Below are 24,545 nucleotides of genomic sequence, written 5' to 3'. Positions count from 1 at the left end.
CCATGGCCGACAAGAAGCTTGAACTCGTCACGCTGACGGAGCGCCAACAGAAGGCCCGGCGCAACCGCTCGGTAGCCATCGGCCTGGCGCTGGCGGTGCTTGTCGTCATCTTCTACATCGCGACCGTCGTGAAATTCGGTCACAACCTCACCGGAACGATGTGAGGCTCAAGATGAACCGCCAAACAGTGACCAATCCTCAAAAGAAGAACACCAACCGCGTCGTCGCCGGCGTCTGCATCGCCTTTTTCGGCGGCATGATCGGGATGGCCTATGCCGCGGTGCCGCTCTACGCGATGTTCTGCCAGGCGACCGGTTACGGCGGCACTGTGAAACGCGCAACGCAGCAATATGCCGACCGGGTGCTCGACCGCGATATCACCATCCGTTTCGACGCCAACACGGCCGGCGTGCCCTGGCAGTTCGAGCCGGTCGCCCGCTCCGTCACCATCAAGATAGGCGAGACGGCGCAGGCGCATTATAGCGCGACCAACAAGTTCGTCCGCGCCACGACGGCCCGCGCGACCTTTAATGTGCAGCCGGAATTTGCGGGGTCTTACTTCAACAAGGTTGAGTGTTTCTGCTTTACCGATACGACGCTGAAGCCTGGCGAGACGCTGGACATGCCGGTCGTGTTCTATGTAGATCCCGACATCGTCAATGCGCCGGAATTGAAGGACCTGAAGACGATTACCCTGTCCTACACGATGTTCCCGGTCGAGAAGAACGAGAAGACCAAGCCGGTGGCGTCGACAGTGCCGGCCGAAGGCACAAGCAACAAAGTTTCACATACCGAACGAAGCCTCGGGGGTTGATATGGCAGACGCGCACGCAAAACCACAACATGACTACCACCTCGTCGACCCGAGCCCGTGGCCATTCCTCGGCTCGGTCGGCGCGTTGGTCACCGCGATCGGCGGCGTCTGTTACATGCAGTATCTCAAGGGCGGCGATTTCCCGATCTTCGGCTTCAACATCGCCAATCCGTGGCTGTTCTTCATCGGCCTCTTGATCGTCATCTACACCATGTACGCCTGGTGGTCGGATACCATCAGGGAAGCGCATGAAGGCCACCACACGCGTGTTGTGTCGCTGCATCTGCGCTACGGCATGATCATGTTCATCGCTTCCGAGGTGATGTTCTTCGTCGCCTGGTTCTGGGCTTTCTTCGACGCCAGCCTGTTTCCCGGCGAGGCACAGCAATATGCCCGCGCCACCTTCACCGGCGGTGTCTGGCCGCCGAAGGGCGTTGAGGTCCTCGACCCCTTCCACCTGCCGCTCTACAACACCGTCATCCTGCTTCTGTCGGGCACTACGGTGACCTGGGCGCACCACGCGCTGCTTCATGGCGACCGCAAGGGGCTGATCAACGGCCTGGTGCTGACCGTCGGTCTCGGCATCCTGTTCACCATGGTGCAGGCTTACGAATACATGCACGCGCCGTTCGGCTTCAGGGATTCGATCTACGGCGCCACTTTCTTCATGGCGACCGGCTTCCACGGCTTCCACGTCATCATCGGCACCATCTTCCTGCTGGTCTGCCTGGTCCGCGCGATGAAGGGCGACTTCACGCCCAAGCACCATTTCGGCTTCGAGGCCGCCGCCTGGTACTGGCACTTCGTCGACGTAGTCTGGCTGTTCCTGTTCGCGTCGATCTATGTCTGGGCCTCGAGCGGCGCGGTCATCGAAGGCCACTGAAATCTTCCTGAGGAAATCGATGAGGCGGCTGCGGCGACGTGGCCGCCTTACCTTTTGGGGTGAAGGGCACTAAAGTATCGCATGAGCGACGACAAGGCGATCTGGCCAGCAATCGATCCGATTTCGGCTGGCCTGCACGGCCGCTGCCCGCGCTGCGGCGAGGGCCGGCTGTTTTCCGGCTTCCTCACCGTCGGCGAACGCTGCGCCAATTGCGGCCTCGACTATTCCTACGCCGATGCCGGCGACGGTCCGGCGGTGTTCGTCATCCTGATCATCGGCTTCATCGTAGTCGGGCTGGCGCTGTGGATGGAGGTGACGCTCAGCCCGCCGCTCTGGCTGCATTTCCTGCTGTGGATACCGCTGACGCTGGTGCTTTGCCTGGGCGCGCTCAGGCTGATCAAGGGCGTGCTCCTGACGCTGCAATACCGCAACAAGGCGGCAGAGGGCAGGCTGGACCTCGGCGAATGAGCACGACATCCGCTTCGATTGCGGGCCGTTCGCGGCCGAAGACGGCATTGCTGCTTGGCCTCGGCCTCGTGCTGTTCTTCATCCTGCTGGCGCTCGGCACCTGGCAACTCCAGCGCCTGTACTGGAAAGAGGGTCTTCTCCAGACCATCGACCAGCGCACGCACTCAGCGCCCGTGCCGTTGGCCGAGGTCGAAAAGCGGTTTGCCGCCAGCGGCGATGTCGATTACACGCCGGTGACGGCATCAGGCACCTTCCTGCATCAAGCCGAGCGACATTTCTTCGCGACCTGGGAAGGCCAGTCCGGTTTCGATGTCTTCACGCCCTTGCATCTGGCGGACGGGCGCTTCGTTCTGATCAATCGCGGCTTCGTGCCGTACGATCTCAAGGACGCTGCCAAGCGCCCGCAAAGCCAGGATGCGGGCCAGGTAACGGTGACGGGGCTCGCCCGCAATCCGCTGCCGGCAAAGCCCTCGATGATGCTTCCCGACAATGATCCGCAGAAAAACATCTTCTACTGGAAGGATCGCGACGCCATGGCGGCCAGCGCCGGTCTGCCGGCCGGCGCGGGGCTGGTGCCATTCTTTATCGACGCGAACGCCACGCCGAACCCGGGTGGGCTGCCGGTCGGCGGCGTTACGATCATCGAGCTGCCGAACAGCCATTTGCAATACGCCGTAACCTGGTACGGCCTTGCCGCTGCCCTTGCCGGCGTCCTCATTTTCAGGCTTCGCCGCCCGGCGAAAGAAGAATGATCGCAACCGGCGCCCTTGACAGGGCAGGGATGCGCACCTCATTTCGCGCCTTGAGTTTCACGCTACGACCAACCGGCCGGGAATCATGCTTCACACGACGACAAAGCCACCGCTGACGATAAGGCTCTGCCAGCCGCGCGGCTTCTGCGCCGGCGTCGACCGCGCCATCCAGATCGTCGTGCTGGCGCTGAAGAAATACGGCGCGCCGGTCTATGTTCGCCACGAGATCGTGCATAATCGCTACGTCGTCGAGGGGCTGCAAAGCCTCGGTGCGGTGTTCATCGAGGAGCTCTCCGAGATACCGGCTGAGCATCGCCAGAGCCCGGTCGTCTTTTCGGCGCATGGCGTGCCGAAGTCTGTGCCGGCGGACGCCCAGGCGCGCAACCTCTTCTATCTCGACGCCACCTGCCCGCTGGTGTCGAAGGTCCACAAGCAGGCAATGCGCCATCAGCGGCTCGGCCGTCACGTGCTTCTGATCGGCCATGCCGGCCACCCGGAAGTGATCGGCACGATGGGGCAGTTGCCGGACGGCGCCGTCACCTTGATCGAGACCGAAGCCGATGCCGCGAATTTGGTGCCCGCCGACCCGCAGGCGCTCGGGTTCGTCACCCAGACGACGCTGTCGGTCGAGGACACCGCCGGCATCATTCGGGTGCTTAAGGATCGTTTTCCCGATTTGCATGCGGCGGCAGCGGAATCGATTTGCTATGCCACCACCAATCGCCAGGAAGCGGTAAAGGAGACCGCCGCGGGTGCCGATCTCTTCCTGATCGTCGGTGCTCCCAACTCCTCAAATTCGCGGCGTCTCGTCGAAGTGGCCGAACGCGCTGGCGCCTCGATGTCGCTTCTGGTGCAGCGCGCCTCCGAGATTCCATGGACCGAGATTGCCGGCATCTCGACGCTCGGTCTGTCGGCAGGTGCATCGGCGCCGGAAATCATCGTCGACGAGATCATCAATGCGTTCCGGCAGCGCTTCGACGTAACCATCGAGCTGGCAGTGACGGCGACGGAAACCGAGGATTTTCCGGTGATGCGGGTGCTGCGCGACGTCGAGCTGACGGCCGCCGACATGGCTTTCGTCAACGGGGCCGCGTAAGGTTCATGGCGGTCTACACCGACGTCAACGAAGGCGAGCTCGGCGCGTTCCTGAAGGCCTATCCAGTCGGCGATCTCCTGTCCTACAAGGGCATAGCCGAAGGCACCGAGAACTCGAATTTCCTGCTGCACACGACCAGCGGCTCCTACATCCTGACGCTCTACGAAAAGCGCGTCGACAAGGCCGACCTGCCGTTCTTCCTCGGCCTCATGAGCCATCTCGCCAGGAAGGGCATTTCCTGCCCGCTTCCGGTGACCGCGCATGATGGCGACGTCATCGGAACGCTTGCCGGCCGGCCGGCGGTCATCATCACCTTCCTCGAAGGCGTTTCGCTGCGGCGGCCGACATCAGCGCATTGCAGCGAGGTCGGCAAGGCGCTGGCGGCGCTGCATCTGGCCGGCGCCGACTTTCCGATGACCCGTCCGAATGCCCTTGCCATCGATGGCTGGCGCAAGCTGTGGAGCGCCTCTCGCCCTCGCGCCGACGAGGTCGAGCCGGGACTGGCGGCCGAGGTCGATGCCGACTTCGCCGATTTCGAGAGGAACTGGCCGAACGGCCTGCCGGAAGGCATCATCCATGCCGATCTTTTCCCCGACAACGTCTTCTTCCTCGGCGAGAAACTGTCGGGGCTGATCGACTTCTATTTCGCCTGCAACGATCTCTACGCCTATGATGTCGCTACCTGCCTCAATGCCTGGTGCTTCGAGAAGGATTTTTCCTTCAACCTGACCAAGGGCACGGCGCTGCTTGCAGGCTACCAAAGCGTGCGGCCCTTGAGCGGCGAAGAGAAAGCTGCGCTGCCGATGCTGGCGCGCGGCTCGGCACTGCGCTTCATGCTGACCCGGCTTTACGACTGGCTGATCATTGCCAACGGCGGGCTGGTCGTGAAACGCGATCCGACCGAATATATCAGGCGTATGCGTTTCCACCGGGCGATCAAATCTCCTTCCGAATACGGACTGACATGACCAAGCGCGTCGAAATCTTTACTGATGGTGCCTGTTCGGGCAATCCGGGGCCTGGCGGCTGGGGGGCTGTCCTTCGCTTCAAGGGCGTCACGAAGGAACTGTCGGGCGGCGAGGCTGCTACCACCAACAACCGCATGGAACTTTTGGCCGCCATCTCGGCGCTCAATGCGCTGAAAGAACCCTGTGCGGTCGATCTTTATACCGACAGCAACTATGTCAAGGACGGCATTTTCAGCTGGATCGACGGCTGGAAGCGCAACGGCTGGAAGACCGCTGCCAGGCAACCGGTGAAGAATGCCGAACTGTGGCAGGCGCTCGACGAGGCGCGCAACCGTCATCAGGTGATCTGGCATTGGGTCAAGGGCCATGCCGGCCATCCGGAGAACGAGCGTGCCGACGAATTGGCGCGGCTCGGCATGGCGCCGTTCAAGAACAAGACGGCCAGGCCCGCGCCCGTTTCGGCTGGGGAAAACACCCAAGCCAAACAGCCGGCAGCCAGGAAATTGCGCCGCTCGACCCAAAGCTACTGACCAGTCTGGGCTACTGACCAGTCTGGACTACTGACCAGTCTGGTCCGCCATATTCAGCGGATCAGCAGCGCTGTGCCGAAAAGTCCGAGCGCGAACACAGTATGCGATACGAGGTTGAGGGCGCGGATCTGCATCGGGTTGGGGCGCTTTGACGCGGCCCAGCCGGCGCCCATGCCGGGCGCCAGCAGAAACCAGCCGGCGCCTACGGTGACGATGCCGAGGATGAAGGCCGGCAGGAAGGTCGGCGCGGCCAGCCACGCCGCTCCCGCCAAAACGGCCAGAACGATGCCGTAGACGATGCCGACAAAATAGTGGAAGGCCCAGCCCAGCGCCGATTCATACGCATAGGGTGCTGCCTCGCCGATATCGTCATGGAAGACCTTGCCGTCCCTCAGGTGCCAGACCCAGCGACCAACCAGTCCCCAGTTCGGCCGTGGCTGAGCAAACACCGTGTTCAGGAAAATCGCCCAGAGGTCCATGAGCGCCGTGGCGCCGATGCCGATCGCCACAGCGCGCCAGAAGTGGTCAAACATCATTGAGGTCCCCTAAAAGCAGGCAATTCCCGAACAGCGTTCTTTGCACGCCCAATTGGACGCGCGGCTGCCGAAACGAGCGCGATCGTCAGGCCAAAGGACCGCGGCAACCTCGGCCTATGCTGTCGCCAAAACGGAAAGCTGTCCGAGAATGTGAGCAGCACCGGATTCATCAACGCCAGGCTTTGTCTCGACATTGAGCGCGGCGACCCTGCCGTCGTCGACGATCATCGAAAACCGCTTCGAGCGCAGCCCCATGCCACCGCCGGAAAGGTCGGCGTCGAGACCGATCGACTTGACGAAATCGCAATTGCCGTCGGCAAGATAGAGGATCTTGCCTTCACCGCCGCTGAAGCGGGCCCAGGCGCCCATCACGTGAACATCGTTGACGGCGACGACGGCGATGGTGTCGACGCCGCGCGCCAGGATGGCGTCGTAATTATCCAGAAAGCCGGGCAGATGGTTGTTGGAGCAGGTCGGCGTGAAAGCGCCGGGAACAGCGAACAGCACCACCTTCTTTCCCGAGAAAATCTCGGCCGTCGTGATCGCTTTTGCGCTGTCGGCAGTCATCGTCTTGAAGGTCGCTTGGGGCAGCTTGTCGCCAACGGCAATCATCATCGTGGTCCTCGTTTTGACAAATGGAAGGGAGTGTCCTTGCGATAGCGAATTCAGCCGTTTCCCGCAACTGTCGGGGTGGCCGGAGCAAGGGATGTTCGATCTGAACATCCTTTGCTGGGGATCAAGGGAACGGCAGCAGGCCTTCGACGGCGCCGGCCGCAGTTGTCAGCGTGTAGTAAAGTCCGCCATCCGTCGGCGTCGTCGTCGGTCTGTCGAGGATCGGCACGGTAAACACCAGCTTGCCGTCTTTTTCGCTGCGGGCCGGCACGCCGAACATGTAGTCCCGCTCGCCGGCGACGAAGAAATCCGCTGCTTTGGGATTGCCCGGAAAGCTCGCCTCGACAATCAGTGTCGCGCGGTCGCCCGGCAGGATATTGACGCCGAAATCGGGTCTTGCGGGAGCAGGCAGCGTTGCAAGCGCCGCCTTCACCAAAGCGGCGTCTTCGACATTGTCCGGATCGGAGCCCGGATCGATGGTCAGCTTTGTTTGCACCGGGATGCAGATCGTCTCACAAATTCCGAGAAAGATATCGGCAACGATGACGGCCGGCTCGTTCGGCGCCGACAGCGTGAACGTTACCGGCAGCGAAACCGGATGGTCGTAGCCGGCCCATTTGCCGGAGCCGTCGTCGTGGCGCTGGGGTGGTGGAAACGAAAACGTCGCGTTGGCAATGTTGGTGCTGGCCGAGATATCGATTTGCGGCGGCACGCCCGCGTCGCCCGGATCGCGCCAGTAGGTTTTCCAGCCAGGCTTGAGCGAAATATCGAGGACGCCATGGATGCGTCCGGCTGTGTCGGGCTTGCCGCTGGTCACAAGGCGTACTTTGCCGCCTTCGCTTTCGTACCAGATCGACGAGGAGGCTGCGGCGGGAAGACCGGTTCCACATCCGACAGCGGCGCTGAGCAACAGGACCTTCAAGCTTTGCATGGCGGTGATTTGAGCGTCCGTTCATGGCTGCGCAATGACTTCATGGCGTCGCTGCTATCATATTTGCGTGACCTCGGGCACAGCTTTGTGTGACCTCGGGCACAGCTTTGCGTGCCTTGGATGCACATCTGCGACCAAATCGCGCGCGGCGCATCTTTTCGGCGCTCCAGAAACGCGTTACGCTCCCCTCATGGACTTGTTGCGCCACAAGAAGATGGCTGCGGGACGCGGCTTTCTCGACGACCAGTTCCTGATTGCCATGCCCGGCATGAAGGACGACCGCTTCACGCGCTCCGTCATCTATATTTGCGCGCACAGCGACGAAGGCGCGATGGGCCTGGTCATCAACCAGACGCAGCAGATGCTGTTTCCGGATCTGCTCGTGCAGCTCGGCATCATGAACGAACAGGAGGCGATCCGCTTGCCCGCGCAGGCCCGCGACTTCGTCGTCCGCAACGGCGGACCGGTGGACCGCAGCCGCGGCTTCGTCCTGCATTCGGGCGACTACCGGGTGGAATCGTCGCTGGCCGTCTCCGACGACATTTGCCTGACCGCGACCGTCGACATATTGCGCGCCATTTCGTCGGGCCGCGGGCCTCGGCACGCGCTGATGGCGCTCGGCTATTCGGGCTGGGGCGCCGGTCAGCTGGAAAGCGAAATCGCCGAGAACGGTTGGCTGACCTGCCCGGCAAATGCGGAGCTTCTGTTCGATACCGACATCGAACGCAAATACGACCGGATACTCGCTTCGATCGGTATCGACCTCGCGCATCTCAGCCTGGCCGCCGGTCACGCCTAATGCATGTCGCGCAAAAGTGTGTAGCGGTTTTGCGATAGCGACATGCATAAAACGACAACCTAAAAGCGCGTCGCGTGAGGCCGATCAACGCGACGCGCTTTAGAAGTGAAAACCCGATACCTGGCTGGTTACCGCCGCATTGCCATCGCCAGCCGTTTGCCCAGATCGTAGACGAGATTCTCGAAACCCGACGTCCAGGACAGGTCAGCCTGTTTCACGCGCGTTTCGACATCGCTGTATTTGCCGATGCGGGCTTCCAGGAGGGAGCGCAGGCGCTGGCGAAACTGGCCGACGGTGAGCTGTTTTCCCTCGGCCTTGAAGATCGCAATATTGAAGCGTGCCGCCTTGGGGAAGATTGTGCTGGCCGTGGCATTGGGCTTCTCATCGGCATTCGACAGGAGCGCTGCTGCCCCGTTGGTGCCAAGGAAGTGGGGGAGGTAGAGATCCCTTTCATCCATGGCCTTCTCAAGACGAGCTTCGATGCGTTGCTTGGCCGCAAGAAGGTTCTTTGCCGCAAGTGCCGCCGACAGATAGGGATCGCGCCTGAATTCAAGGATGCGCTGTTCTTCGGCCTTGTCCTCGACGAAATGGTATTCGCGTTTGCCCTCGGGGCGGGTCCGTATCAGTTCCGCTTCGTCGCCCAGGCCGAATTCTGCACCGTGCTTCTTCACCGCCTCGAGCCATGTCTGGTCGAGGAATTGCATAAGACCAAGCGCCGACCCTTTAGACGGGCGATTGTTGATGTCGAAGGAGGATTCCTTTTCGGCGATCGCAAAAAGCGTATCGGCAGGAAATTGGGTGTCCTTGGCTGCACGAAGGATTTCGCTGGCGATGTGCTGCGACACCTTGTACTCGCCGAACTCGTGCATCGACATGCCGATGACGATCTGTTCCGCGCCTTCGGAAAGGATGGAGACGGTGCCCTTCAATGCCTCGGCCAGCGTGCGTTCCCCCTCGCGTCCAGAGGTCGATATGGTGTCTGGATCGATGATGTCGAACTCGGGCGCGGCCGAGGGGAAACTCAGAGCCGAGAACGGAACAGCAGTGGCAACCGCGGCTTCGGTCACGCCGTTGACCAGGACTCCCGAATAGACCGGCCATGGCATGGCTGCCACGGTCGCCGCCAGGCCAAGCCCCGCCATCCTTTTCGACAAAGGCCGTCCGCCCGAAAGGACGAAGGCTCCGCAAGCAAAGAATTCAAATGTTCTTTGGAGTAACGCCAGGTCCCCCTCCGTTCCTTGCCTAGCCGCCCAGATATTTTGGGGCAGGTCTATTTCCAACGTCGAGCCGTCAACGTCGAAAAAGACAAGAAGAACGGTCAGTGCTTCATTCAACTAGTCATGGATAATGGCGGCACAATGGCCACAGTGCGGCAAAATAATTCGAAATGTAAAACAAGCTGGTTTTAATCGAGGGCTGCGTAGCCGATGCGTTGCTTGTGAAGCCTCTCGATTGGCGAGCAGAAATTTCCCTGAGGTGGTCTGCCCTCGACCGCAGCCGGGCAATCCTTTCGGTTCTCGAACGGCAGATTGTGAATGAGCAGCCATTCTCGGCACAATACTCGATCGAACGAGTTCTCCGTTGGTGAGATCATTTAGCCTTTGGCTGTCGCCAGATTGGTGCTGAGCTCGAAGGCCAGTCCCGACCCGATGGTGTATGGCTGCAGCACGGGCGCACTCCCGCTCACGATCGCCTCCACGACGCGCTTGCGTTCCTGATCACCCAATTCCTTGGCTGACGAACTCATCCCGACCAGCGCCATCGTATTCAAATGCAGGAAAGGTACGCCTTCCCCGAAATGGATGGTGCGCGAAACAATCCTCGATCGGACCTCGTGGAAGCCGGCGTCTCGCAGCAGCGCCTCAAGCGGAGCCGCTTCCCCGAAGCTGTACCGCTGATCGGCGATGGCGCCCAGATGACGCTCCGCGACGCGGCGCAGGTCGCGAAAGAACGGGATTTCGTCGTCCGGGCGCCACGTGGCGATTGCCAGCCTACCACCCTTCGTCAGCGCGCGACGCATCTGCGCCGCCGCCGCGGGTTTGTCAGGGAAGAACTGCAGTCCTTGCTGGCAGACGACCACGTCGAACGTCTCACCACTACGCAGAGGCAACTCGCCGGCATTGCCCTGGCGCCAGTCGACGGCTGGTTCTACAGCCCGCGCCACGGCAAGCATGTCCGCGCTGACGTCGACACCGACGATAAATCCGGCTCCACCGAGCCGCTCTCTTGCAACGCGCGCCACTATTCCTGTTCCACAAGCGATATCGAGTACGCGATCGCCCGAAGACAATTCCAACTCGTCAAGAGCCATCTCGGCCCATGGACGGAAGAGAGGGCCGACGAGCCACCGCTCGTACATCTCCGGGAAACTTACCTGGTTCATTGCGTAGCTGGGCAAGGTCATGATCGTCCTCCCTCAAATTTCCATCCGACCATTGTGACCCTTCACCCGCGCTAGATCCAACGGGACCCATCGCACCTGAACAATCTATGCGGCTTTCGGGCAGTCAGGCTCGCATAGGCGATGCGGCCGGAGAATGAGGGTCCGCGCCTGGCGTTTCGAGGATCCGCAAGGCGCGATCAGGCTCGGCAACGTGGCCCTGACTTCAGGCGTTGCTTTCAGCCGTTTTCAACCGTCTGTAGCGAGCAGGGCGCATGACTATGGCAGATCTACTCCACCGGCACCAGCAGGTGCTCGCAAGGCGCATCGGGCCACGTTTGGCGCCATAAAATGACGTTTTGCATCGACGAGAAGCGAAAACCCTCAGCGGGCTTTGGACCAACTGCCAGAGCGCTCCGCCGGGATGGCAACACTCTTCGCATCACGCGGCTTCGCCGCGTGCAAGGGCCGCCGCCTGCTCCAGGCTCACGCCCTTGACCAGGGGATCAGCGTGCCGATGCACCAGGCGCCATTCCGCCTCTTCGCGGCGATAGACCAAGGTAACCCGCAGCGGCCAATCCTGGGCTGGCAGACCGCCGACCTCGACGTGCGGGCGTTCAATGATCGCGAGGACCACCATGTCGGCGGAACCATAGGCTTGCAGAAGTTCGTGCTCGAAGGTCCCGTTCTTGAAAAAGCGGCCCATCGCCTCGATCCGCTCCGCAGTCAGTTCAGAAGCCCGCGTGGGCTTTCCGCCGAATGGAGACATCAGCAGGAAGTCCCCGGTACGTGGGATCACCTCGTAGTACTTCGTTATCTCCCCGCGCATCAGCGCCGAATTTGCTTCCGCAGAACGCTCGACGAGATCGGCAACCGTCTGGTCCATGGCAGGCTCCGCAAGAGCCTGTGCCGAGGCGTTCGTTAATCTTGCAGTTTCTGACAATGCCACGCCAGCGCTTGCTGCGGCGAGAAGGGAACGTCGCGATACTGGCATGCGGGTGCTCCTGCATCTGTTTCCGATGCGAAGCGCGCCTTGCGCTGCTCCGCTTGCTCAGGAGATCGCACTTCGATGATGCTGAATCCAGTGATATGATTTCATCGACATGCTGAACAGGATTGATCTCAACCTCCTCGTTCTGTTTGAGATCGTGCACGACGAGTGCCACGTGGGCCGAGCGGCCGAGAAGTTGAATCTGACGCATCTCAAATCAGCAAAGCTCACGCCTCAGCATAAACGCCTAGCCCGGCCAATCGAACGTCTGGGCAGCTCGGACCATTGCCGCCGTCGCCGGGCTATAGGGCCGGCCGGGAATGCTAGCCAGGGACACCGTGCGTGCCACCGCGGGTTCGATCAGCGGACGCTGCAAAAGTTCAGGCGATGTCACCGAATATTCAGGCATGAAGGCGAAGCCGATCCGCGCCAGCACCATTGATTGGATCCAATCCTCGCGCTCGGAACGAAAGCGGGCATAAAGGCTGACGTTTCTTTCCCGGCACGCACCCATTACCAGGTCCCGCATTTCGCAGGACAGACGATCGACATAGGGTTCTTGAGAGAGGTCGACCAACTTGATTGCATTCAGGCTCGCAAGCCGGTGATCCGGCGCGAATACGACGACGTAACGCTCACTGTAGAGATCATGGACGCGGAACGCCGCTCCCAATCCCTCCAGCGGATTGAGAACGGCAAGATCGAGATCGCCTTGCTCAAGCCTGTTTTTCAGTTCCTGAACGCTCGCCTCGCTAACTTCAAGCTCGACGCCATGATAGTCGCGCTGGAACTTTGCGAGGAACCGGGCGAGTTTCACATGGCCGATGGTCGACATGACGCCGAGGCGGATCGGCACCTGGTTGAGCAACCTGAAATTGTCGGCAAGCGTTCTGGTTGCGTGGGCCTCCTGCATGATCTGCTGAAGATGCGGCAGAATGGAGCGTCCGAACTCACTCAGGAGGACGCGCCTTCCCTCGCGGTGGAACAAGGGCGCGCCAAGCTCATCCTCGAGCGTCTTGACCGCTTTGGTGAGCGCCGGCTGAGACACGTTGCAATCAGTGGCGGCCTTGGTGAAGTTCAGCATCTTCGCGGCGGCAAGCACGTAGCGGACCTGAAACATCTCCATGGCGAGCCCTCCCGAGGCGGTTCCACGAAACGACATTGTAATCCTTTCATCGATAACTGTCGGCTATCGATCGATAGAAAAAATGTCGTTCTCTTTCGCCCGCCGCTGCATTCAACTCTTGGGGTCACTGTTCACAGGAGGAGAAGGAAATGACTGTCTACATGGTGGAACGCGATCTCAAGGGCATCAGCATGGAAGCGCTGGGAGATGCGCAGAAGGCGGCGATCAGCAAAGCCGCCGAGATGGCCTCCCACGGCACCGACATCAGCTACCTGCGCTCGACCTTCGCACCGGAGGACGGGCGCTGCATGTGCCTGTTTGACGCTGCCTCCGATGTCGACGTGAAGCGTCTAAACGACGAGGCGGGGCTGCCCTATCACAGAATCGTGCCGGCGCTCGATCTTACCCCATAGGGCCGGCGCGACCGGGCTCGTGATGACTGTCCGGGCGGTGTTCTTGCGGAGTTATGCAGCGCGCCAGTTTGAATCTTTGGAACGACGGAAGGGCCAAGTCGTTCGTGCTGCATCCGCCAGCCACACGCGTTGCCAGGAGAGTCGGAGCATGTTTGGCAATTCGGGCACCCTTCCTCTGCCTCGCCTGCTTGAGCGTCGTGTGGACACCCTTGCGCAGTCGTTCATGCGCCAGCGGCTCGGATCGCAGATGGACTTCTCGACCCCGCAGGGCGAGCCGGCGCTGTTGCCGCCCAGCTCGGTGTCGTGGCGTATTTTCAAGAACCCGGTTGCGCTTTTCATCGGCGGGGTTACGGCGGTGCTGCTCGAATTGGCAGAGCCGCGGGTTCGCGACGCCATTTGGCAGCACAGCACATTCCGCTCCGACGCGCTCCGACGATTACGGCGCACGGGCCTCGCCGCCTTGGTCACGGTCTACGGTCCCCGGACCAAGGCCAAGGCCATGATTGAAGGTGTCGTCAGGAGGCATGGGCGCGTTTCAGGCCGAACCAGCGAAGGTGAGCCATACCACGCCACCGACCCGGAGTTGCTGGACTGGGTGCAAGCGACGGCCGGGTTTGGCTTCATGGAGGCCTATCACATCTATGTGCATCGACTGCGTTTTTTCGAACGAGATGCGATGTTTGCCGAGGCTCGCCCCGTCGCGCTTCTCTATGGTGCGGTTGGCGCGCCCACGTCGCAGGCCGAGCTTTACGCGCTGTTCGACGTGATGAGGCAAAGACTCGTCGCATCGCCGATCGTCCTGGAATTCCTGCAGATCATGGAAGACGTTCCCGTCTTGCCGGGGGTGGCTCAACCGCTTCAGCGGCCATTTCTGAAGGCAGCTGTCGAGATCCTGCCCCGCTGGGTCCGCAAGCGGTTGGCACTCGGCGACTACTGGACGTTGAAGCCGTGGGAGCGTGCTTTTGTGAAGACGACGGCTGCAATCTGCGAGAGCATCGTGCTCCCTTCATCTCCGGCCGTCCAGTCGAGCCGTCGCCTCGGTCTTCCCGAGAACTATCTCTATCGCCGACAGAAGGCACCTAGACACGAGCAGCACGGTCGCGATCATGCGGGATTTGATGCCCGCATAAGGGAAAGCGACGGGTTAAAAGTGCGGCAATGGCCGCCCTAGGGGTGCGTATCTCGTGTTGGGGAATGTCCAGCGAAGGGCCCGAAAGCGACGATCAGCGGAGCCGGAAATTCCTATCATTTCGACCTGGCAGGCTGTCGGACATGCTCCGCTGGTAGCCGCCCAGCAAGTTCCCTCGCGATCCTGTTCAGGGCGTCGCGAGGCCGGTCCCGCGACGGGCCGCATCGACGCTCCACGCGCCGCCTCCCGCGAAAAAGAAGTACAGGAAAATGAAGCAGTAGAGGATCGACGAGTCGCCGTCGTTGACAACCGGAAAGAAGTTTTGCGGCGCATGCGCCATGAAATAGGCGACCGCCATGTTGCCGGACAGAATGAACGCGACGGGCCGGGTGAAGAGTCCGAGGGCAAGCAGGGCGCCTCCGATCAGCTCGATCAATGCCTGGATCACAATAAGCCCCGACAGTTGCATCGGCTCGGGCGCGGGCGGAAAATTGAAGAGCTTTTGAGTTCCGTGCTCCAGAAACAGCAGCGCCGACATGATCCTCACGACGCTTAACCACACCGGAGCCCAGGCAGAAATCTTGTCGAAATTCATCAGTTGGGCCTCCATCATGACCCGGTGATTCCGGGCAGCAGGCTGAATTATCAGCGGGTCCGCTCTTCGCACCGATTTCGCGAAGTCGGTATGATGCACAGCGCGAGCCGCAAACCAATACTCCCAGTTCACAGTCGCGTGACCTCTGGTCGTGCTATTGATGGAGTGCCGAGCCGCGGGAAGCGAGACCTTGCCGATGCGCTTCAGCGGGTGCCAATCGCCAGGCTCATGCCGCCCAAAAAGGGCAGCGGTTTTGGGACAACGACATGAACAAGATCAAGCCCGGGTCAGCGGATACTGTTCCTTCAGCGTCCTCAGCACCTGATCACCGGGCATCGGCGCGCCGAACATGAAGCTCTGCACATATTCGCAGCCCATCTGGCGCAGTTCGAGCGCATCGCTTTCGTCCGAAATGCCCTCGGCCACGACCGAAAGGCCAAGTTCATGCGCCATGTTGACCATCGATTTGAGCAGCACCGCGCGCTTCGGTGTCGTGTCGTCGACAAAGCTCTTGTCGATCTTGATCGTGTCGAAGGGAAAGCGCGTCAGATAGGCCAGCGATGAGTAGCCGGTGCCGAAATCGTCCAGCGACAGGCCGATGCCAAGCTTCTTCAGCTTGTTCAGCACATGGGCTGTCTGCTCGGGATTGTCCATCACCAGCGATTCGGTGAGCTCGAGTCGGAAACAGCGCGGCTTCAGATTGGCCCGCGCGATCACCGAGCGGACGTCGCTGACCAGATCGCGGCGGATGAGCTGTCGGCTGGACAGGTTGACCGAAACCGACAGCGGCGCGTCGCCGATCTGCTTTTGCCATCCCGCCAGATCTTCGGCGGCCTGTTGCATGGCGAACAAGCCAAGCTGCACGATCAGGCCGCAGCTCTCGGCGACCGGGATGAAATCGCCTGGCGGGATCATGCCGCGACGCGGATGATCCCAGCGCAAAAGCGCCTCGAAGCCGGCAACACTGCCGTCTTCCAGCCGCACGATCGGCTGGTAGGCGAGTGTGAATTCGCGCCGTTCGATGGCGCGGCGCAGGTCGGACTCGAACTGCAGCCGGTCGGTGCCGACGGTCCGAAAGGCGGGTCGGAACGGTTCGATCCTGTCGCCGCCAAAACGCTTGGCCTGGTGCATGGCAAGCTCGGCGTCCTTGACCATGTCCTCGGCCGAACTCTGCGCCGAGGTCCAGGTGACCAGACCGATCGAGGCGGTCAGCACGATCTCGCGTTTGGCAAAGGTAATCGGATTGTTGATCGCATGCTTGATGGCATCGGCAACGGCTGCGATGCGGGCCGGGTCCTGCTCGGAAAGCAGCATCAGCGCGAACTGGTCGCCGGCAAAGCGCGACAGCGAATCCTTCGGCTTGAGCAGCCGGTGCAGCCGGCGCGCAACAGTGAGCAGGATGGTATCGCCGGCCGAGATGCCGAGCCCGTCATTGACCTGCTTGAACCGGTCGATGTCGATGACGAAGACGGTGGGACGGACCTTCTCTTCGGTGCGCGCGATCGAGATGATCGCCTCCAGCCGGTTCATAAGCAATTCCCGGTTCGGCAGGCCGGTCAGATTGTCGTGCACGGCATCGTGCAACAGCCTCTCCTCGGACTTCTTCTGCTCCGTCACGTCGACCATGGTGCCGACGCAGCGGATGACCTCGCCGTCCGATCCGATCACCGGCCGGGCGCGCAGCGAAAACCAGTGATAGTGCCCGTCGGCGCCGCGCAGGCGGAAATTCTGCGACACCCGGCCGCGCCGGTGTTCAAGCACCACGTCGAGCGTCGTACGGAAGGTGTCGCGGTCGTCGGCATGGAGTACCGGCAGCCAGTTGCGGGCAGCGCCGCCCAGGCTGTCGGGCGCAAGGCCCAGCTGGATGCTGACATCCGGCCTGGTGACGACGCGGTCGCGCATCACGTCCCAGTCCCACACCGTGTCGCCCGATCCGGCCACGGCCAGCGCCTGCCGTTCGAGATCGGAGAACAGGCCCTGATGCAGCGCACCGCCGGCAAAGGCGTGCTGCATGACGGTGAAGCCGATGAGCAGGATGATGAGGATCAGCCCGCCGCCCAGTGCCGGCTGGGCGATGTCATTGTCGAGCATGCCGGTGATCGCCATCCACGACCCGCATAGCCACAACAGGACCATGACCCAACTGGGCACCAGCATGATGGCACGGTCGTAGCCGCGTATGCCGAGGAAGATGATCAGGCCGAGGCCGGTCAGCGCGGTAGCGGCGAAGGACAGCCTGGCGATGCCGGCGGCGACCGCCGGGTCGACGATTGCAACGCCAGCGATCAGCAGCAGCCCCAGAATCCAGACCAGAGCGCCGTAGCTGAAATGGCCGTGCCATCGGTTAAGGTTGAGATAGGCGAACAGGAACACCACGAACGTCGCTGCAAGCGCCACCTCCGTTCCGGCCCGCCACATCTGCTCGTTGCCGGGCGATATTTCCAGGACCTTGTTGAGAAAGCCGAAATCGATGCAGATATAGGCGAGCACCGCCCAGGCGAGTGCTGCGGTTGCCGGGAACATCGAGGTCCCCTTGACGACGAAAAGGATGGTCAGGAACAGCGCCAGGAGGCCGGCGATGCCGATGACGATGCCGCGAAACAGCGTGTAGGAATTGACCGAATCCTTGTAGGATTCCGGCTCCCAAAGATAGACCTGCGGCAGTTTGGGCGACGCCAGTTCGGCAATGAAGGTGATCACCGTTCCGGGGTTCAGCGTCACCCGGAACACATCAGCGTCGGGGCTGCTCTGGCGGTCGAGCGCGAAGCCCTCGCTGGGCGTGATCGCGGCAATGCGGGTCGAGCCGAGATCCGGCCAGAAGATACCGGAATTCACCAGCCGGAAATGCGGTGCGACGATCAGCCTGTCGAGCTGCTGGTCGGTGGTGTTGGCAAGCGCGAACACCGCCCAGTCGCCGGTCGAGCGCGTATCATTGGCCTCGACCTCGATGCGCCGCACGATGCCGTCCGGTCCCGGAGCAGTCGACACCTGAAAATTCTCGCCCTGGTTGCGGTAGACTTCGACGGCGCCCGAAAGGTCGAGCGCCACATCGTCGCGGGCAATCTTGATCGGTTCGACGGCGAAGGCCGAAGACGCCGCGCAGAGCACGACGATTGCCGTCAGCACAAAGGCGAACAACGACCCGATTCGCAGGAAATTCGTCAAAATCAGTCCTTCGTTTCCGCGCCCGGCGGATCGTCCTCGATCCGGGCGTAGAGGTAGTGGTCCTGCCAGATGCCGTTGATCCTGAGATAGGATCGGAGAAGTCCTTCGCGCCGGAATCCGGCTTTTTCAAGCACGCGGATCGACCGGGCGTTGTCGGGAATACAGGCAGCTTCGATCCGGTGCAACCTTATCGTATCGAAGGCGAAGCGCGTCACCACCTTGACCGCGTCGGTCATCAGGCCACGGCCGCTGTAGCGCTCGCCGATCCAGTAGCCGATATGGCCGCTTTGCGCGACGCCGTGGCGGATATTGCCGAGGGTGATTCCACCGACAAGCTTACCGTTGCTTTTGTCGAAGATGAAGAAGGCTATGGCCGTTCCCTGCGCATAGTCTTCGCGATAGCGGCTGAGGCGATGCCGCCAGGCCGTGCGGTCGAGCTCGTCGGGGTTCCAGCGCGGCTCCCACGGCTCCAGGAAGGCTCGGCTTTCCCCGCGCAGCACCGACCATTCCCGATAGTCGTTGGTCAGCGGCACGCGCAGCGTGACCCGGTCACCCTTCAGTGCCGGCAGGTCACGGCGAAAGAAAGGGAGCGCGAACATGACGCTTTGATGGACTTAGCCGGCGAGCTTTCGGGCCGTGGTCTGCGTGCCCGAAAGCGACTCGAGGACCGCCTCATAGGGAGCGAGCGTGCCCACCGGTCCGACGGCAGTCAGCGTCGGCTTGGTCGAAAACAGCCGTGACGAAAGGTCCGTCAACCGCTCGACCGTCAGCGCCGACAGCCGTTCCATCAGCTCTTCCTTGGCGATCGGCCGGCCGAACAGAAGCATTTGCCGGGCGATCTGCGAGGCGCGGCTGGCTGGGCTTTCGGCAGACATGATCAGGCCTGCACGGTACTGGGCGCGTGCCCGGTCGAGTTCCTCCTGCAGGATGGTCTCGCCGACCTTCTGCAACTCGCCGATGACCACCGGCACCAATTCGGCGATATCGCTCTGCCCGGTCGCGGCATGGACGCCGAATATGCCAGTATCGGAAAAACCCCAGTGGAAGGCATAGACCGAATAGCACAGCCCGCGCTTTTCGCGGACCTCCTGGAAAAGACGCGACGACATGCCGCCGCCAAGGATCATCGACAGGACCTGCGAGGCGTAGAAGTCGCGTACGTGATAGGCGCGGCCCTCGAACCCCAGCACGATCTGCGCGTCCATCAGGTCGCGGTCCTCGCGGAAATCGCCGCCGACATATTGCGCATATTGCGGCATGGTGTTGTCGGACTTGCTGCGGAAACCGCCGAGATGCTTCTCGACCTCGCGCACGAAGTTGTCGTGCTTGATGTCGCCGGCGGCAACGACCACCATGCGCTCGGCGCCATATTGCCGTTCGATGAATTTGTGCAATTGCTTCGAGGTGAAGGACTTGACGGTTTCCGGCGTGCCGAGGATGGAGCGGCCGATCGTCTGGTGGCGGAAGGCCGTCTCGGTGAAGTGGTCGAAGACGACGTCGTCGGGTGTATCGTGTGCGGCGCCGATCTCCTGCAGGATCACATGCTGCTCGCGCTCCAGCTCCTGCGGGTCGAACTCGGATTCCTGCAGGATGTCGGACAGGATATCGACGGCCAGGGGGACGTCGTCGCTCAGCACCCTGGCATAATAGGAGGTGGTCTCGACACTGGTGGCGGCATTGATCTCGCCGCCGACATCCTCGATTTCGGAGGCGATCTCGAAGGCGCTGCGCCTTCTGGTTCCCTTGAACGCCATGTGTTCAAGCAGGTGGGCCATTCCGTGCTCTTCGCTACGCTCATTGCGGGCGCCCGATTTGATCCAGGCGCCAAGAGCGACGGATTCGAGGCTTGGAAGGGTTTCGGTGGCGACTGTCAGGCCGTTCGACAGACGGCTTACCTCAACACCCATATAGCTGATACTCCCTAATTTGCCGCCCGCGTGTGGCGGCTAACATAATCTTCCACCATTTTCAGGTCGGATGGAAGTACCGTGTATTTTTCCTCTGAAGTCATCAACCCGCCTAGCCATGCGGGCAGGGCAAGCGACACGCCGCTGGACGCTTCGACGGCGGCCGGGAACTTTGCCGGATGGGCGGTGCCCAGCACCACCATCGGCACGGCATTGGTGGTTCTTGCAACCGCAACGTGCATGGCCGCGGCCGTGTGCGGGTCGAGCAGATAGTTGCTGGCTGCGAGCGTCGAGCGGATCGTGGCGGCGACTTCGTCCATGGTCGAGCGGCCGGCGTCGAATTCGGAGCGGATTCTGGCGATCTCGCCCGCTTCGATGGTGAAGGCGCCGGACTGCTTGAGGCCGCTCATGTAGCGCCGCACGGTCGAGGCGTCGCGGCCGGCCGCCTCGAACAGCAAGCGTTCGAAATTCGAAGAGACCTGGATGTCCATCGACGGCGACGTGGTCGAAAAGACGCCTTTCGTGCGGTACTCGCCGCTCGACAGCGTGCGCGCCAGAATGTCGTTGTCGTTGGTTGCAATGATCAGCCGCTCGATCGGCAGCCCCATCTTCTTGGCGGCGTAGCCTGCGAAGATGTCACCGAAATTGCCGGTCGGCACCGTGAACGAAATCGGCCGGTCGGGCGCGCCGAGCGACAGCGCCGATGAGAAGTAGTAGACGATCTGGGCCATGATGCGGGCCCAGTTGATCGAATTGACGCCGGACAGCGATACTCGGTCGCGAAAACCGTGATCGTTGAACATGTCCTTCACCAGGCCCTGACAATCGTCGAAATTGCCGTCAACCGCCAGTGCATGGACATTTGCGGCGATGGACGTCGTCATCTGCCGCTGCTGCACCGGCGAGACCCGGCCGTGCGGGAAAAGAACGAAGATGTCGGTGCGGTTGCGCCCGGCGAAGGCATCGATGGCGGCCCCGCCGGTATCGCCGGAGGTGGCGCCGACAATGCTGGCGCGCTGGTCGCGTTCGGCAAGCACATGGTCCATCAGCCGGGCGAGAAGCTGCATGGCGACGTCCTTGAAGGCAAGCGTCGGGCCATGGAAGAGTTCCAGAACGAACATGTTCGAGCCGGTCTGCACCAGCGGGCAGACCGCCTCGTGACGGAACGTCGCATAGGCTTCGCGCACCAAGCGTTCAAACACCGGCATCGCGATCTCGCCGCCGAGAAACGGCGACAGCACGCGGATGGCGAGGTCGGGATAGGCAAGGCCGCGCATCGCGCGGATCTCAGCTGCCGAAAACTGCGGCCAGGTTTCAGGGACATAAAGTCCGCCATCGCGCGCCAAGCCCGCCAGCACAGCGTCGGAAAATCCAAGCACGGGCGCTTCCCCGCGGGTACTCACATAGCGCATCGTCATGTTCCATTGCTGCCGGGCGGTATTGTCCGCGGCAAAGTGGTTAATTTCCGTACTTGCTCAGTCGCATTTTTGCCGCGCGGTTGATATACGTCACCCGCTTTGCGAGAGGGAAGTGCAGTTCATGGCGTTTCATACATTTAACGGTCGTTTTGTCGCGGGTCTGGCGCTCGCCGGCTTTGTGCTTATCGCCGCCGGCTGCCAATCAGGCGGCAGCAGCATGCTGGGCTTCGGAAAGAAGGACACGACACCGCCACCACCGCCGGACCCCAAGGTTCTCGCCAGCCAATTGCTGGCCTATTGTCCGAAAGTGACGCTGCGCGACGGCACCGCCTTCTTCAACACCTATGCCAAGGGCAGTCAAAAGCCCAAGAAAAAAGCCGCCACTCTGGATGCAGAAGCTGCCGCGCTTGACGCGAGCAGCGGCCAGCAGGATGATTCCGCCAAGATCGTCTATCAGGCCTCGATCACCGATGTGACCCGCGACTGCATCCGCGCCAACGGCTCGCTGACGATGAAGATCGCCGTCGCCGGCAAGGTCGTCCCGGGACCGATGTTCAGCCCTGGCACCATCACCATGCCGATCCGTATCGCTGTGATGCATGGCAAGGAGGTCCTTTACTCGCAGCTTCACCAACATCAGGTCCAGGTTACCAATCCCTCGAGTGCCACCCAGTTCGTCTTCACCGATTCGAATGTTGTCGTTCCCGAGCCCACCGCGCGAGACTATCAGGTGTTCGCCGGCTATGACGAAGGCCCGCCGAAGAAGACCGACAAGAAGGTTGCCGCGGCCGAATAGCCACGGCTTTGGATCTGCGCGTCCATTTGGACGCCTGCTTCACCCATCCGCCGACCACTCCGACAGGGCGGAGATCACGCTTTTCAGTTCCGCCCAGCGGCGGATGACCGTTTCGGCGCCGGCCTCGGTCAGCGCGTCGGCATGCCCGGGATAGCTGTGCGCCGCTCCGGTGAAGCCGATCACACGCATGCCGGCTGTCCTGGCGCCGGTCACGCCATGCACGGAATCCTCGATGACGAAGGTGTTCGCCGGATCGGCCTGGAGCTTTGCCGCGGCAAAGAGAAACACGTCGGGCGCCGGCTTGGACTTCCCGCTTGGTGTTTCCAGCGAGGAAAAAATCCGGCCGCTGAAAAACGGCAGCAGATGCACCTTCTCCAGCATGAATTCGATCCGCTCGGTGCGCGAATTCGAGCAGATGCAGCGCGGCGCCGTCACCGCGGCGACCGCCTCGTGCACCCCGTCGACGGCGCGCACGTCGCTGCGCAGGCGGCGGTCGACCAGGTCTTCGGCGCGATCGATCAGCGAGGCCTGGAACGGGACGCGGGATTTTTCCTCGACCCGCATCATGATGTCCTTGAAGGTCAGCCCGGCATAGGTTTCGGAAATCTCCTCAGCCGATATCTCGTAACCGGCCGACGTCAACAGCTCGGCTTCGATGCGCGCGGCGATGATCTCGGAATCGACGAGCACGCCGTCGCAATCGAAGATGACAAGGTCTGGCGTGGGCATAGCGATCCGGAAAGCGGGAGGGAGGAGGCTGGGACGGTTCAGGCGGCGCGGCATACACCAACAGCCCAATCTTCGCAAATTACCCGGGGTCAGCGCCCCAGGCCTTCACCGAATATTTACGCTGATCGGTAACCATAACAGGGAGTAAACAGTAACGCGTGCTTTGGGTGTAACAATGTCTGCCGTGCGTCTTCTCGACGAGCTTTCCCATGCTCCCCAGCAATCCGAATGGCTCGATACGATCCTGAAGGGCGATTGCGTCGCCGCGCTCGACCGGCTGCCCGAAAAATCCATCGACGTGATCTTTGCCGATCCGCCCTACAATCTGCAGCTCGACGGCGATCTGCACCGGCCCGACCAGTCCAAGGTCGATGCCGTCGACGACGACTGGGACCAGTTCGCAAGTTTTGAGGTCTACGACGCCTTCACCCGGGCCTGGCTGCTGGCGGCGCGCCGCGTGCTGAAGCCCAACGGCACCATATGGGTCATTGGTTCCTACCACAACATTTTCAGGGTCGGCGCCAAGATGCAGGATCTGGGGTACTGGATCCTCAACGATGTCGTCTGGCGCAAGACCAATCCGATGCCGAATTTCCGCGGCCGCCGCTTCCAGAACGCCCATGAGACGATGATCTGGGCCTCGCGCGATCAGAAGGGGAAGGGTTACACCTTCAACTACGAAGCGCTGAAGGCGTCGAACGACGACATCCAGATGCGGTCCGACTGGCTGTTTCCGATCTGCACCGGCGCTGAGCGCCTCAAGAACGAAAATGGCGACAAGCTGCATCCGACACAGAAGCCCGAAGCGCTGCTCGCCCGCATCATGATGGCCTCGACGAAGCCCGGCGATATAGTGCTCGATCCCTTCTTCGGCTCCGGCACCACCGGCGCGGTGGCCAAGCGACTCGGCCGCCATTTCGTCGGCATCGAGCGCGAGCAGGCCTATATCGACGCCGCCAACGAGCGCATCGATGCAGTCCGGCCGCTGGACGGCGCTGCTCTTACCGTGCTTACCGGCAAGCGCGCCGAGCCGCGCGTCGCTTTCGTCAGCCTCATCGACACCGGGCTGATGCTGCCGGGCGCCACGCTCTACGACGCCAAGAAGCGCTGGGCGGCCAGCGTGCGCGCCGACGGCACTGTGGCGGTCGGCGGCAGCGCCGGATCGATCCACAAGATCGGCGCGGAAGTGCAGGGGCTGGATGCCTGCAACGGCTGGACATTCTGGCACTATGAGCGCAGCGGCGGCCTGACCCCGATCGACGAGCTTCGCCGCATCGCCCGCCTCGGCATGGAGCGGGCAGGGGCCTGACGGTAACCGCTACAGAGGTCTCGTTGCACATCGTTCTCATGCGGCGCGCAGGCTGAGGTAACGAACCATCGGGTCTAAGTCTCGGTCATCATGCAACAGCGCATGTCCGCCCAGGATGCAGAATGTGCCGATAATCATATCGACTGTCCTGCGGATGGTGATGCCCCGCGGAGCAACGCGACTTCGCTACGGAGTGGC

At 61.8% G+C, this 24,545-nt stretch carries 26 protein-coding genes and 1 pseudogene; 14 read left to right on the top strand and 13 right to left on the bottom strand.

Going from position 1 to position 24,545, the window contains the following annotated elements:
• The first annotated feature begins 2 nt into the window (after positions 1-2).
• The 8 genes from AC0L2M_RS01825 to rnhA all read left to right on the top strand — a co-directional run bounded on the left by AC0L2M_RS01825 (position 3) and on the right by rnhA (position 5,511).
• The gene (locus AC0L2M_RS01825) at positions 3-164 is read left to right on the top strand and encodes a hypothetical protein (RefSeq protein ID WP_077381685.1); all 162 of its coding nucleotides are present in this window, start codon (positions 3-5) and stop codon (positions 162-164) included.
• Between the two features lie 8 nt (positions 165-172).
• Positions 173-814 carry a cytochrome c oxidase assembly protein gene (locus AC0L2M_RS01820; RefSeq protein WP_031254967.1) on the top strand — a complete coding sequence of 214 codons (642 nt, stop codon included), beginning with the start codon at positions 173-175 and terminating at the stop codon, positions 812-814.
• A 1-nt stretch (position 815) separates the two neighbouring features.
• Positions 816-1,697 carry a cytochrome c oxidase subunit 3 gene (locus AC0L2M_RS01815; RefSeq protein ID WP_027152361.1) on the top strand — a complete coding sequence of 294 codons (882 nt, stop codon included), beginning with the start codon at positions 816-818 and terminating at the stop codon, positions 1,695-1,697.
• A gap of 81 nt (positions 1,698-1,778) precedes the next feature.
• Positions 1,779-2,165 (top strand): DUF983 domain-containing protein, encoded by a 387-nt coding sequence (locus AC0L2M_RS01810; protein WP_023799320.1) that lies wholly within the window; start codon positions 1,779-1,781, stop codon positions 2,163-2,165.
• On the top strand, positions 2,162-2,917 hold the full coding sequence (locus tag AC0L2M_RS01805) for an SURF1 family protein (RefSeq protein WP_473533880.1): 756 nt from the start codon (positions 2,162-2,164) through the stop codon (positions 2,915-2,917). Before AC0L2M_RS01810 ends, AC0L2M_RS01805 begins: the two co-directional genes overlap by 4 nt.
• 85 nt (positions 2,918-3,002) lie before the next feature.
• Positions 3,003-4,013 carry a 4-hydroxy-3-methylbut-2-enyl diphosphate reductase gene (gene ispH / locus AC0L2M_RS01800; protein ID WP_473533879.1) on the top strand — a complete coding sequence of 337 codons (1,011 nt, stop codon included), beginning with the start codon at positions 3,003-3,005 and terminating at the stop codon, positions 4,011-4,013.
• 5 nt (positions 4,014-4,018) lie between these two features.
• Positions 4,019-4,981, top strand: coding sequence for a homoserine kinase (locus tag AC0L2M_RS01795; RefSeq protein WP_473533878.1), 963 nt, complete (start codon positions 4,019-4,021; stop codon positions 4,979-4,981).
• Positions 4,978-5,511, top strand: coding sequence for a ribonuclease HI (rnhA, locus tag AC0L2M_RS01790; protein WP_023799316.1), 534 nt, complete (start codon positions 4,978-4,980; stop codon positions 5,509-5,511). The genes AC0L2M_RS01795 and rnhA overlap by 4 nt, the downstream gene beginning before the upstream one ends.
• A gap of 53 nt (positions 5,512-5,564) precedes the next feature.
• On the opposite strand, the gene AC0L2M_RS01785 is transcribed toward rnhA, so the two are convergent.
• The 3 genes from AC0L2M_RS01785 to AC0L2M_RS01775 all read right to left on the bottom strand — a co-directional run bounded on the left by AC0L2M_RS01785 (position 5,565) and on the right by AC0L2M_RS01775 (position 7,590).
• On the bottom strand, positions 5,565-6,044 hold the full coding sequence (locus AC0L2M_RS01785; protein WP_128172266.1) for a DUF2938 domain-containing protein: 480 nt from the start codon (positions 6,042-6,044) through the stop codon (positions 5,565-5,567).
• A gap of 117 nt (positions 6,045-6,161) precedes the next feature.
• Positions 6,162-6,662 (bottom strand): peroxiredoxin, encoded by a 501-nt coding sequence (locus tag AC0L2M_RS01780; RefSeq protein WP_128172055.1) that lies wholly within the window; start codon positions 6,660-6,662, stop codon positions 6,162-6,164.
• Positions 6,663-6,783: 121 nt separating this feature from the next.
• Complete coding sequence (locus AC0L2M_RS01775) at positions 6,784-7,590, bottom strand: protein-disulfide reductase DsbD domain-containing protein (protein ID WP_128172056.1); 807 nt, start codon at positions 7,588-7,590, stop codon at positions 6,784-6,786.
• 190 nt (positions 7,591-7,780) lie between these two features.
• Here AC0L2M_RS01775 and AC0L2M_RS01770 point away from each other — a divergent pair, with 190 nt between their 5' ends.
• Positions 7,781-8,389 (top strand): YqgE/AlgH family protein, encoded by a 609-nt coding sequence (locus AC0L2M_RS01770; RefSeq protein ID WP_023799312.1) that lies wholly within the window; start codon positions 7,781-7,783, stop codon positions 8,387-8,389.
• 128 nt (positions 8,390-8,517) lie between these two features.
• Here the strand turns inward: AC0L2M_RS01770 and AC0L2M_RS01765 are convergent, their stop codons facing one another.
• The 3 genes from AC0L2M_RS01765 to AC0L2M_RS01755 form a co-directional block, all read right to left on the bottom strand.
• Complete coding sequence (locus AC0L2M_RS01765; protein WP_473533877.1) at positions 8,518-9,543, bottom strand: transglycosylase SLT domain-containing protein; 1,026 nt, start codon at positions 9,541-9,543, stop codon at positions 8,518-8,520.
• 440 nt (positions 9,544-9,983) lie between these two features.
• Positions 9,984-10,793 (bottom strand): class I SAM-dependent methyltransferase, encoded by an 810-nt coding sequence (locus AC0L2M_RS01760; protein WP_128172058.1) that lies wholly within the window; start codon positions 10,791-10,793, stop codon positions 9,984-9,986.
• 418 nt (positions 10,794-11,211) lie between these two features.
• On the bottom strand, positions 11,212-11,655 hold the full coding sequence (locus AC0L2M_RS01755; RefSeq protein WP_128172059.1) for a nuclear transport factor 2 family protein: 444 nt from the start codon (positions 11,653-11,655) through the stop codon (positions 11,212-11,214).
• Between the two features lie 217 nt (positions 11,656-11,872).
• On the opposite strand from AC0L2M_RS01755, the pseudogene AC0L2M_RS01750 reads away from it, so the two are divergent.
• Positions 11,873-11,968, top strand: a pseudogene (locus AC0L2M_RS01750) (LysR family transcriptional regulator); the annotation flags it as partial.
• A 39-nt stretch (positions 11,969-12,007) separates the two neighbouring features.
• On the opposite strand, the gene AC0L2M_RS01745 reads toward AC0L2M_RS01750, so the two are convergent.
• On the bottom strand, positions 12,008-12,922 hold the full coding sequence (locus tag AC0L2M_RS01745; RefSeq protein WP_128172060.1) for a LysR family transcriptional regulator: 915 nt from the start codon (positions 12,920-12,922) through the stop codon (positions 12,008-12,010).
• A 113-nt stretch (positions 12,923-13,035) separates the two neighbouring features.
• Here AC0L2M_RS01745 and AC0L2M_RS01740 point away from each other — a divergent pair, with 113 nt between their 5' ends.
• On the top strand, positions 13,036-13,299 hold the full coding sequence (locus AC0L2M_RS01740; protein ID WP_128167657.1) for a DUF4242 domain-containing protein: 264 nt from the start codon (positions 13,036-13,038) through the stop codon (positions 13,297-13,299).
• A gap of 148 nt (positions 13,300-13,447) precedes the next feature.
• Positions 13,448-14,470, top strand: coding sequence for an oxygenase MpaB family protein (locus tag AC0L2M_RS01735; RefSeq protein ID WP_473533876.1), 1,023 nt, complete (start codon positions 13,448-13,450; stop codon positions 14,468-14,470).
• A 145-nt stretch (positions 14,471-14,615) separates the two neighbouring features.
• Here the strand turns inward: AC0L2M_RS01735 and AC0L2M_RS01730 are convergent, their stop codons facing one another.
• The 5 genes from AC0L2M_RS01730 to thrC all read right to left on the bottom strand — a co-directional run bounded on the left by AC0L2M_RS01730 (position 14,616) and on the right by thrC (position 21,507).
• Entirely contained in the window at positions 14,616-15,023 is a 408-nt protein-coding gene (locus tag AC0L2M_RS01730) for a DoxX family protein (protein WP_473533875.1), read from the bottom strand.
• Between the two features lie 276 nt (positions 15,024-15,299).
• Positions 15,300-18,188 (bottom strand): EAL domain-containing protein, encoded by a 2,889-nt coding sequence (locus AC0L2M_RS01725; RefSeq protein ID WP_473533874.1) that lies wholly within the window; start codon positions 18,186-18,188, stop codon positions 15,300-15,302.
• 2 nt (positions 18,189-18,190) lie between these two features.
• Complete coding sequence (locus tag AC0L2M_RS01720) at positions 18,191-18,787, bottom strand: GNAT family N-acetyltransferase (protein ID WP_473533873.1); 597 nt, start codon at positions 18,785-18,787, stop codon at positions 18,191-18,193.
• Between the two features lie 15 nt (positions 18,788-18,802).
• Entirely contained in the window at positions 18,803-20,095 is a 1,293-nt protein-coding gene (locus AC0L2M_RS01715) for a M16 family metallopeptidase (protein WP_027152378.1), read from the bottom strand.
• Between the two features lie 14 nt (positions 20,096-20,109).
• A complete protein-coding gene (gene thrC, locus AC0L2M_RS01710; RefSeq protein WP_473533872.1) occupies positions 20,110-21,507 on the bottom strand; it encodes a threonine synthase in 1,398 nt (465 codons plus the stop codon).
• A 127-nt stretch (positions 21,508-21,634) separates the two neighbouring features.
• On the opposite strand from thrC, the gene AC0L2M_RS01705 reads away from it, so the two are divergent.
• Complete coding sequence (locus AC0L2M_RS01705) at positions 21,635-22,309, top strand: hypothetical protein (protein WP_473533871.1); 675 nt, start codon at positions 21,635-21,637, stop codon at positions 22,307-22,309.
• A 39-nt stretch (positions 22,310-22,348) separates the two neighbouring features.
• Here AC0L2M_RS01705 and AC0L2M_RS01700 read toward each other — a convergent pair whose 3' ends face one another.
• Positions 22,349-23,038, bottom strand: coding sequence for an HAD family hydrolase (locus tag AC0L2M_RS01700; RefSeq protein WP_473533870.1), 690 nt, complete (start codon positions 23,036-23,038; stop codon positions 22,349-22,351).
• Positions 23,039-23,213: 175 nt separating this feature from the next.
• On the opposite strand from AC0L2M_RS01700, the gene AC0L2M_RS01695 reads away from it, so the two are divergent.
• Positions 23,214-24,347, top strand: coding sequence for a site-specific DNA-methyltransferase (locus AC0L2M_RS01695; protein ID WP_287305132.1), 1,134 nt, complete (start codon positions 23,214-23,216; stop codon positions 24,345-24,347).
• Positions 24,348-24,545: the final 198 nt, after the last annotated feature.

It is taken from the genome of Mesorhizobium sp. WSM4806 (genome assembly GCF_055811635.1).
This window is presented reverse-complemented; position numbering and strand designations above follow the sequence as displayed.